The organism is Mesorhizobium sp. M7A.F.Ca.CA.004.06.1.1 (assembly GCF_003999135.1).
Classification (GTDB): Bacteria; Pseudomonadota; Alphaproteobacteria; order Rhizobiales; family Rhizobiaceae; genus Mesorhizobium.
Genome location: NZ_RZPQ01000164.1, coordinates 1 through 9,194 on the forward strand (window position 1 = coordinate 1; position 9,194 = coordinate 9,194).

Here is a 9,194-nt window from a genome sequence, read left to right on the forward strand (position 1 = left end):
ATGTCACTTGGATTCAGTGTTTCCGGACGCATCGGCAAGCCGGTCGCCGACGTCTTCGACGCGGTCGTCAATCCGAAGAAACTGAGCGGCTATTTCACCACGATCGGCGGCGCCAGCGCCCCGCTGGAAGCTGGCGCCGGCGTCGTCTGGTGGGGCAAGGTGCCGGTCGAGGTCGACGAAGTGGTCAAGGACAGCCGCATCGTGCTGCGCTGGGATGCCACCGACGCCGACGGCAAACCCGCCTACAAGACCCGCATCGAGATGAATTTCGAGCCGCTCGACGATGGCGGCACCTTCGTCACCATCGCCGAGAGCGGTTGGCAGGAAGGCGCGGTCGGCCTGAAGAAGTCCTACCTCAATTGCGAGGGCTGGTCGCAGATGCTGGCCTGCATGAAGGCCTATGTCGAATACGGCATCAATTTGCGCGACGGCTACTATCGCAGCGAGATGAGGGGCGAACCCGCCAACGAGACCAATATCTGAGCGACTATGGGGAGGATGGAGATCCGCAATGAAGAAAGTAACGCCATTCCTGATGTTCGAGGGCAAGGCCGAAGAGGCAATGACCCTCTATTGCGAGACCATTCCCGGCAGCAGCGTGCTTGACGTCACGAATTACGGCCCCGGCGAAGACGGCCCGCAAGGAACGGTCAAGCTGGCGCGGGTGTCGATCGCTGGGCTGGAAGTCATGGTCTTCAACAGCCCCGTGCACCACGCCTTCACGTTCACGCCATCGGTCTCGCTCTATGTGGACTGTTCCTCAGAAGAAGAGCTGAACCGGATTGTCGAGACACTGGGCGAGGACGGCGCGTTCCTGATGCCACCGGACAATTACGGCTTCAGCCGCCGTTTCGCATGGCTCAACGACAGGTTCGGGGTCTCCTGGCAGATAAATCTCGCATGACCAGCCTGAGCAAAGGCGACAACAGCCGAACACGACAACGGAGCCAGCTATGACCACGAAAATCACCGGCGGCATCAACATCGCCATGAAGGTACCGCCGCACCAATATGAGGCGACGATCGCCTTCTACCGCGACGTCGTCGGCCTGAAGCCGTTCACAGACAAAGCACCGGCCATCGGCTTCGAGCTTGGCCCCAACCGCCTGTGGATCGATGAGGCGCCGATGATGAGCCAGGCCGAGGTGTGGCTGGAGCTGTTCACCAAGGATTTCCCCATGGCTGCGGATCATTTCGCCAAGGCCGGTGTTGTGCGTTGCGACGCCATTGAGCCCTTGGGCGAGGGCTTCCGCGGCGGCTGGATCACCAACCCTGCCAACATTATTCACATGCTGCGCGAACCGGACGCCTGGTGAGCGCCGAATCCCGAAAGGAGCATCCGATGGACATCCGCGAAAAACCATTCGCCGAAGCCGGCATGCTGATCCGGCGGCCTGTCGCCGATGTATTCGAGGCCATCGTCGATCCGGCCATAACCACGAAATTCTGGTTCACCCATGGCAGCGGCCGGCTGGACAGCGGCAAGCAGGTCCTCTGGGAGTGGCGCATGTACGGCGTCTCGACGACGGTCGACGTCAGCGAGATCGTCGCGAATGAAAAGATCGTCATGCAATGGAGCGATCCGCCAACCACCGTGGTCTGGACATTCACCGAAATGCCTGGCGAGACGACCTTTCTCGAGGTTCGCAATTTTGGCTTCGCCGGGGATGGCGACGAGCAGGTGAAAGAGGCCGTCGGCTCAACCGGCGGCTTCACGCTGGTGCTGGCCGGCGCCAAGGCGTGGCTGGAACAGGGCCTGACGCTCGGCCTGATCGGCGACCGTCACCCGAAGGGCGTGCCAGGACATTAGGTATTCTGGGTCTGCCTCAATGCCCGCCGCCCGACTTCTTACGTCGCCGCGCCAGCATGTTGAGCCCCTCGACCAATGCCGAAAAGCCCATCGCCGCATAGATGTAGCCCTTGGGCACATGGTAGCCCATGCCGTCTGCGATCAGCGTCATGCCGATCATCAGAAGGAAGCCCAGCGCCAGCATGACGATGCTCGGGTTCTTGGCGATGAAGTTGGCCAGCGGCCCGGCCGCCAGCATCATCACGGTGACCGCGACGATCACGGCGATGTACATGATGGCGATCTCGTCGGTCATGCCGACGGCGGTGATGATCGAATCGATCGAGAAGACCAGGTCGAGCAGCAGGATCTGGAAGATCGCGCCGGCAAGGCTGATCTGCAGCGTCTCGCCCATCATCGTATCCTTGTGGTCGTCGGGATCGACGGTGTGATGGATCTCCTTGGTCGCCTTCCAGACCAGGAACAGGCCGCCGGCGATCAGGATCAGGTCGCGCCAGGAAAAACCGTGACCGAAGGCCGTGAACACCGGCGTGGTAAGCTGGACGATGATCGAAATGGTGGCCAGCAGCACCAGCCGCATGATCAGGGCCGCCGAGATGCCGAGCCGGCGGGCACGGGCCCGTTGTGCTTCCGGCAGCTTGTTGGTCAGGATCGAGATGAAGATCAGATTGTCGATGCCGAGCACGACCTCGAGCACAATCAGCGTCAGCAGCGCGACCCAAGCCGTCGGGTCGGAAACAAATTGAAAATGCGGCGCCAGGAATTCGATGAGCTGCATGGAGGTCGTCCCCTCTTTCAACGATCTAGAGCAGTGTCGCCGGCAGTTAGGTATTAAGCGTGCCTATATCAATGTCACGACCAGAAGGACGGTGCGGTTTCCTCCAGCCGTGGCCCGCGACGAAACGGCGCAATCCGCTCGGTCAGCCCTGTGCGGTCTGAAATATCGACGCCGACGCCGCACAAAGTCGCCGGTCCGGTCGCCGCCTCGAAGCGGCCTTTCGGCACCTTCGACAGGAACCGGTTGAGCGGCTCCTCCTTGTCCATGCCGAGCGAGGAATCATAGTCGCCGCACATGCCGGCGTCGGACATATAGCCGGTACCGCCGTTGAGGATCTGGTGATCGCCCGTCGGCTGGTGGGTGTGGGTGCCGATGACGAGGCTGGCGCGGCCGTCGACGAAATGCGCGAAGCACATCTTTTCCGAGGTCGCCTCGGCGTGGAAGTCGATAATCACGGCATCCGCCTGCTCGCCGAGCGGACAGGCGGCAAGCTCGCGTTCGCCGGCCTGGAACGGATCGTCGAGCTCGGGATGCATGAACACCCGGCCCATGATGTTGGCGACCAGCACGCGCGCGCCGCTCCTGGCGATATAGACACCGGAGCCGCGCCCGGGCGTGCCCTTGGGAAAGTTGGAGGGACGCAGGAAGCGCTCTTCGCGCGGCGCGAAGGCCAGCGCATCACGCTGGTCCCAGACATGGTTGCCGGTGGTGACGACATCGGCACCGGCCGCGATCGTCTCGCGAAAGATGTCTTCGGTGATGCCGAAGCCGCCGGCGGCGTTCTCGCCGTTGACGATGACGAAATCGAGTTTGAAGTCGGAGATCAGTCCGGGCAGCTGTTCCCACACCGCCGTGCGTCCTGTCTTTCCAACCATGTCACCGAGGAAGAGAAGTCTCATATGATCCCGCACCGAAGGTCAGCGAAAGCTGCATGACGCCAGTGAAGATCATGCGTCCCTTGTACTTATCTACAATTTTGGCGCGAAGCGGCGCAACCCGCTCTCGGTGAGTATTTCCGCAATGACGACGTCATGTTCCTCATCCGGCACCATTGCCACCTCCTGGCAGTCGAAGGCGATGCCGACCAGCCGCGGCGGCTCTCCCTTGTCGATCAGCTTGGCGATGGCGCGGTCGTAATAGCCGGCACCATAGCCGATGCGATGGCCGCGTGCATCGAAAGCGGCAAGCGGCACCAGCATCACAGAGGGGTCGAGCACCTCGGCTTCCTCGTGAGGGCCGACCGTGCCGAAACCCATCTCGACCATCGGCGCGCCGCGCACCAGTTCGCGAAAGACAATGGTGGTCTTGTCGAGAATGGCCGGCAGGCAAAGCCGCGCGCCCTTTTCGCGCAAGGCAAACATCAGCGGCCTGACGTCGACTTCCGAACGCATCGGCCAGAAGCCGGAAACGATCTGGCCCGGCTCGACATGGAGGTGATCGCGCGCCGTCTCCGCCATTTCAAGCGCGACCTCCACTCGCCAGAATTCATCGAGCGCATCGCGGCGTCCGAGGGCCTCACGGCGAAGCTGCTTTTTCAGGTCTTTGAGAGAGGTCATTCAGCCAGGGTAGAAAAGGTCAGATCTGGATGGAGTTTTGGGAGCGACGTTTTCCACCGCAATCATCCACCGAAATGCGGACGCGTGGCAATAAGTGACGATCCACACAACCGGTGGAGAGAGCGATCCCGGGAACCTACAAAGTAGGTGGGCGCCGTATGAGAAAACCCACGGGTCTTCCCAGGGACAGCTCCCTAAGGATCGTTAAGGCCCCGGGGAAAATGTTCTCCTGCCGGGAAGCACAGACCGTCCCGCCCAATATAGGCTGCCGGCCGGCTAAACGCCAGTGAGACGGGCATATGTTTCCATCAGGTTCAAGCCCATTCGTCGCGGCCGGCGCACCCTTGCACAGGGTGAGCCGCGTCCTTACGGTTGCCATGACCAACCGAGGAGCAAGAATGCGTTTCGAAGGCACGGCGGCCTATGTCGCCGACAAGGATCTGATGGTGGCCGTCAACGCGGCGATCGCGCTGGAGCGGCCCTTGCTGGTCAAGGGCGAGCCAGGCACCGGCAAGACGGAGCTGGCCCGCCAGGTGGCGTCAGCACTTGGCCTCGACCTCATCGAATGGCACGTCAAGTCGACGACGCGGGCGCAGCAGGGCCTGTACGAATATGACGCCGTCTCGCGGCTGCGCGACAGCCAGCTTGGCGACGAGCGCTTCAACGACATCAGGAACTACATCAAGCGCGGCAAACTCTGGGAGGCGTTCGCCGCCGGCAGGAAGGTCGTGCTTTTGATCGACGAGATCGACAAGGCCGACATCGAATTCCCCAACGACCTCCTGCAGGAACTCGATCGGATGGAGTTCTTCGTCTACGAGACCGGCGAAACCATCCGCGCCGCCGTCAGGCCGATCGTCATCATCACCTCCAACAACGAGAAGGAGTTGCCGGACGCGTTCCTGCGCCGCTGCTTCTTCCACTACATCCGCTTTCCCGACGTCGATACGCTGCACAGAATCGTCGATGTCCACTATCCCGGCATCAAGCAGAACCTGGTGCGAGCGGCGCTGACCCAGTTCTACGAAATCCGCGACGTGCCCGGCTTGAAGAAGAAGCCGTCGACCTCCGAGGCGCTCGACTGGATAAGGCTGCTGGTCGCCGACGATATCGCGCCGGAAGATCTGCGCGCCGATCCGAAGAACGCCCTGCCCAAGCTGCATGGCGCATTGCTGAAGAACGAGCAGGACGTGCATTTGTTCGAGCGGCTGGCGTTCATGGCACGAAGGCAGCAATAGGTCAGCAGCAGCGCTTTCCCTTCTGTGGACCGTTGCCCGCAGCCGAACAGGCAGGCAGCCTCGGCCAAACCTTCAGAGGAGATGACATGTCTGAGATTATCGTCCGCCCGCTCGCGCAGTCCGACCACGCCGATTGGCGGCGGCTGTGGACCGACTACCTCACCTTCTATGAGACGAAGCTGCCGGAAGAGGTCTATGCCGTCACCTGGAAGCGGCTTTTCACCGAAGGTGAGTTCGAGCCGAAAGGCTTCATCGCCACGCTGGACGGCAAGGCGGTTGGGCTCACCCACTATCTCTACCACCGCTCAGGCTGGTCGGAAAAAAACAACTGCTATCTGCAGGACCTGTTCGCCGACCCTGACGTGCGCGGCAAGGGCATCGGCGCTGCGCTGATCGAGGCGGTGAGACAGGAAGCCGAAAAAGTCGGCGTCAAGAACGTCTACTGGATGACGCACGAGACCAACACCACCGCGCGCAAACTCTACGACCACGTTGCGCGCCGCACCGGCTTCATCGAGTATGATTTGCTGTAGATAGACAATGTTCATCCCCTTTTTCCTCGAACTGAAGGCCGCGCGTGTTCCCGTTTCGCTCAGGGAATATCTGTCGCTGCTGGAGGGGCTGGAAGCCGGGCTGGTCGACTACGACGTCGAAGGCTTTTATTACCTCGCCCGTGCGGCGCTGGTGAAGGACGAGCGCCACATCGACCGCTTCGACCAGGTGTTTGCCCATGTCTTCAAGGGCATCGAAGCACTGGGCGGGCCGGATGCCGTCGATGTCGCCAATATCCCTGAGGAATGGTTGCGCCGCCTCACCGAAAAGCACCTGAGCGATGAAGAGAAAAAACTGGTCGAGGCGCTGGGCGGTTTCGAGAAACTGATGGAAACCTTGAAGCAGCGGCTGCAGGAGCAAAAAGGCCGCCACCAGGGCGGCTCGAAATGGATCGGCACCGGCGGCACCTCGCCTTTCGGCGCCTATGGCTACAATCCCGAAGGTGTGCGTATCGGCCAGCATGAAAGCCGCAACCGCCACGCGGTGAAGGTGTGGGACAGACGTGAGTTCAGGAATTTCGACGATGCCGTCGAACTCGGCACCCGCAACATCAAGATCGCGCTGAAGCGCTTGCGTCGCTGGGTGCGCGAAGGCGCCGAGGAGGAATTCGACCTGCCCGGCACCATCCACGCCACCGCCGAACATGGCTATCTCGACGTGCAGACGCGGCCCGAACGGCGCAACGCGGTGAAGCTTTTGATGTTCTTCGATGTCGGCGGCTCGATGGACGACCACATCAAGAGCGTCGAGGAGCTGTTCTCGGCTGCCCGCGCCGAATTCCGCCAGCTCGAATATTTTTATTTCCACAACTGCCTCTATGAGGGCGTGTGGAAGGACAATCGCCGCAGGCATGCCGAGGTGATTCCGACCTTCGACCTCATCCATAAATACGGTCCGGACTACAAGGTGATCGTCGTCGGCGACGCCTCGATGAGCCCTTACGAGATCGCTCACCCCGGCGGTTCGGTCGAGCACTGGAATCCGGAGGCAGGCAGCGTCTGGCTCGGCCGCCTGCTGCAGCAATGGCCGAACGCGGTATGGCTGAACCCCGAAGACCCCAAGAACTGGGGCTACACCCATTCGATTGCGATGATCCGCGACATCTTCGGCGGCCGCATGTTCCCGCTGACGCTGGCCGGGCTCGAAGGCGCGACCAAGCAGCTTTCAAGGAAGCATTAGTTGTCAGAGGTGCGGAACCATCACCTCAGAGACCATCAATCGTGAAAGTTGGCGCCGCCCCTCACTGTCCTGCCGGACATCTCTCCCCGTAAACGGGGCGAGAGGGCCTGGCCGCAACGCCGGCGCCTTTCTTGCAACGCTGACAATTGGCGAAATCGCGGACGACAGGGCCCCTCGCCCCGTTTACGGGGAGAGGATGCCGGCAGGCAGGTGAGGGGCGGCGCAGACGCCTGAAGAAGGGGGAATTCAACCTTGGAACGTCAGACACTGGGCAGTCGTGTAACAAATGCCTATCTTGACGCGAATATCCGGTTGCAATCAACAACGAGCCGGCAAGGCTGAGGAGATCACATGGACACCCATACCTACCCTGTAACTCGCACCGACGCCGAATGGCGCGCCCGGCTGACGCCGGAGCAGTATGCCGTCATGCGCGGTCACGGCACCGAACGGCCGGGAAGCTGCGCCTTGCTCTACGAGAAGCGCGCCGGCACCTTTTCCTGCGCCGGCTGCGACCAGCCCTTGTTCGAATCCAAGCTGAAGTTCGAGAGCGGCACCGGCTGGCCGAGCTTCAACGACCCGGTGCCGGGCTCGGTCGAAAACACCGTCGACCGCAGCTACGGCATGGTTCGCACCGAATGTCATTGCGCCCGCTGCGGCAGCCATCTCGGCCATGTCTTCGAGGACGGCCCGCCGCCGACCGGCCTGCGCTATTGCATCAACGGGGTGGCGCTGAAATTCGAGCCTTCGGCCTGAGCCATCCGGGTTCGACACTATTATGAAAGGGCGGCATCTGTCGCCCTTTTCGTTTAAGTATCCGTTGCCCCCCTCTGGGCAGACGATCAGACCACGATCATCGCCACCAGCCACAGCGTAGCGCCCAGCGTCATCATCCAGGCCTTGGCACCGGGTATCTTTTCGGTGGTCCGCCACACCGCCAAGGTTAGGAACAGGCTGTAGGGCACCGACGCGAAATGCACTGCCAGCACAAGCCCGAGCGGCAACTTCAATCCGAGCAGAACGAGCGCCAGCACCGATGCGGCGATGCTGACCGCGGTGCCGACGAGGACAAGGTCGCGCCAGAACAGCCGGTCGAGCGGCACCTGGCCTTGCCAGCGTGAGCGGAAAAAGGAGCCGATACCTTCTGGCAACACCGGATGTCTATCCCTGCCCCAGGACTTCGGTTACCGCGCGCTCGATACGCGAGCATTCGGTCACCAGCCAGTCGGCCATGGCTGGCCAGTTGTCCTCGGCATAGCAGTTCACCCGCCACATCGAATTGATGCCAAGACCCTCGCAACTCTGTTCCGGCCTGAGCTTCAGCCTGGCCTCGATATCGGGCTGGAATGGCTTCAACCGCGACCACGCCTGCGTGGCGCCGAACTTCTCGTTGCGACCGAAGAAGACGCCGACCTGGCTCTGCGCCGGCGCGACATACATGGAAAGAACCAAGGCGAAGTCGGGCAGCCCGCGCTGCCAGAACCAGGGTCCGCGCCTCGCCATCAGAGCCCTTTCTTCGGGATGCCGCTCGGCGAACAGCGTCCAGAAGCCGCGCTGGCGGAATTCAGAGGCGCGGCGGGCGCCGAAGTCGAATTCGCTCATGGCTCGATGCTCGCTTCGGCATCATGCTCGGCCCGAGACTGTTTCGAAATTCGCTCTGGCGAGTCATATGGTGGTGGTTTCGAGAACCGGAGCGGAGCGTACTTAAAGTACGCGAGCACCGGAAGCGCAGAAAACGCCAACAGATGGCCGCCAGAGTAGAATTTCCAGACAGTCTCTACACCATACCGAGTGCGGCCTTGTACAGATCGAGGATGGTTTCCTCTTCCTGACGCTCGGCCTGGTCCTTCTTGCGCAGCCGGATGATCGTGCGCATCGCCTTGGTGTCGAAGCCGGTGCCCTTGGCCTCGGCGAACACTTCCTTGATGTCGTCGGAAATCGTCTTCTTCTCTTCCTCGAGCCGCTCTATGCGCTCGATGAAGGCACGCAGCTGGCCGGCGGCAACAGTCTGGCTGGTATCGGTGATATCGTCGGCCATATTTTTCTCCAAAAGCATCGGCTCCGCGACTCGCGGACGACTG

Annotated in this window: 14 protein-coding genes and 1 other RNA gene; 8 read left to right on the forward strand and 7 right to left on the reverse strand. The window is 61.6% G+C overall.

The annotated features are described in order from the left end of the window. The 4 genes from EN906_RS12660 to EN906_RS12675 all read left to right on the forward strand — a co-directional run. Positions 1–483 (forward strand): SRPBCC domain-containing protein (locus EN906_RS12660; protein ID WP_127269212.1); only part of this gene is annotated, 483 nt, incomplete at its 5' end. 28 nt (positions 484–511) lie between these two features. Continuing rightward, positions 512–904: a VOC family protein gene (locus EN906_RS12665; RefSeq protein ID WP_127269213.1), complete on the forward strand. Its 393-nt coding sequence runs from the start codon at positions 512–514 to the stop codon at positions 902–904. A 49-nt stretch (positions 905–953) separates the two neighbouring features. Next, on the forward strand, positions 954–1,316 hold the full coding sequence (locus EN906_RS12670) for a hypothetical protein (RefSeq protein WP_127269214.1): 363 nt from the start codon (positions 954–956) through the stop codon (positions 1,314–1,316). Positions 1,317–1,342: 26 nt separating this feature from the next. After that, positions 1,343–1,810, forward strand: a complete 468-nt coding sequence (locus tag EN906_RS12675) for an SRPBCC family protein (protein ID WP_127269215.1) — start codon at positions 1,343–1,345, stop codon at positions 1,808–1,810. A 16-nt stretch (positions 1,811–1,826) separates the two neighbouring features. Here the strand turns inward: EN906_RS12675 and EN906_RS12680 are convergent, their stop codons facing one another. The 4 genes from EN906_RS12680 to ssrS form a co-directional block, all read right to left on the reverse strand. Next, positions 1,827–2,588, reverse strand: coding sequence for a TerC family protein (locus EN906_RS12680; RefSeq protein WP_127269216.1), 762 nt, complete (start codon positions 2,586–2,588; stop codon positions 1,827–1,829). A 74-nt stretch (positions 2,589–2,662) separates the two neighbouring features. After that, the gene (locus tag EN906_RS12685; protein ID WP_127270387.1) at positions 2,663–3,487 is read right to left on the reverse strand and encodes a YmdB family metallophosphoesterase; all 825 of its coding nucleotides are present in this window, start codon (positions 3,485–3,487) and stop codon (positions 2,663–2,665) included. Between the two features lie 69 nt (positions 3,488–3,556). Beyond that, positions 3,557–4,144: a 5-formyltetrahydrofolate cyclo-ligase gene (locus tag EN906_RS12690; RefSeq protein WP_127270386.1), complete on the reverse strand. Its 588-nt coding sequence runs from the start codon at positions 4,142–4,144 to the stop codon at positions 3,557–3,559. Between the two features lie 95 nt (positions 4,145–4,239). Then, positions 4,240–4,395: non-coding RNA, 6S RNA (gene ssrS, locus EN906_RS12695), on the reverse strand. Between the two features lie 147 nt (positions 4,396–4,542). Between ssrS and EN906_RS12700 the strand changes: the two genes are divergently transcribed. From EN906_RS12700 to msrB, 4 genes are all read left to right on the forward strand, one after another. Further along, on the forward strand, positions 4,543–5,382 hold the full coding sequence (locus EN906_RS12700; RefSeq protein ID WP_023811813.1) for a MoxR family ATPase: 840 nt from the start codon (positions 4,543–4,545) through the stop codon (positions 5,380–5,382). 86 nt (positions 5,383–5,468) lie between these two features. Beyond that, positions 5,469–5,915 (forward strand): GNAT family N-acetyltransferase, encoded by a 447-nt coding sequence (locus EN906_RS12705; RefSeq protein WP_127270385.1) that lies wholly within the window; start codon positions 5,469–5,471, stop codon positions 5,913–5,915. Between the two features lie 7 nt (positions 5,916–5,922). Beyond that, the gene (locus EN906_RS12710) at positions 5,923–7,113 is read left to right on the forward strand and encodes a VWA domain-containing protein (RefSeq protein WP_127270384.1); all 1,191 of its coding nucleotides are present in this window, start codon (positions 5,923–5,925) and stop codon (positions 7,111–7,113) included. Between the two features lie 351 nt (positions 7,114–7,464). Then, a complete protein-coding gene (gene msrB, locus EN906_RS12715) occupies positions 7,465–7,869 on the forward strand; it encodes a peptide-methionine (R)-S-oxide reductase MsrB (protein WP_127270383.1) in 405 nt (134 codons plus the stop codon). An 86-nt stretch (positions 7,870–7,955) separates the two neighbouring features. On the opposite strand, the gene EN906_RS12720 is transcribed toward msrB, so the two are convergent. From EN906_RS12720 to EN906_RS12730, 3 genes are all read right to left on the reverse strand, one after another. After that, a complete protein-coding gene (locus tag EN906_RS12720; protein ID WP_127270382.1) occupies positions 7,956–8,267 on the reverse strand; it encodes a hypothetical protein in 312 nt (103 codons plus the stop codon). 7 nt (positions 8,268–8,274) lie between these two features. Continuing rightward, complete coding sequence (locus EN906_RS12725; protein ID WP_127270381.1) at positions 8,275–8,715, reverse strand: hypothetical protein; 441 nt, start codon at positions 8,713–8,715, stop codon at positions 8,275–8,277. Between the two features lie 175 nt (positions 8,716–8,890). Continuing rightward, complete coding sequence (locus tag EN906_RS12730) at positions 8,891–9,151, reverse strand: DUF2312 domain-containing protein (protein ID WP_013529099.1); 261 nt, start codon at positions 9,149–9,151, stop codon at positions 8,891–8,893. Between the last annotated feature and the right edge of the window lie 43 nt (positions 9,152–9,194).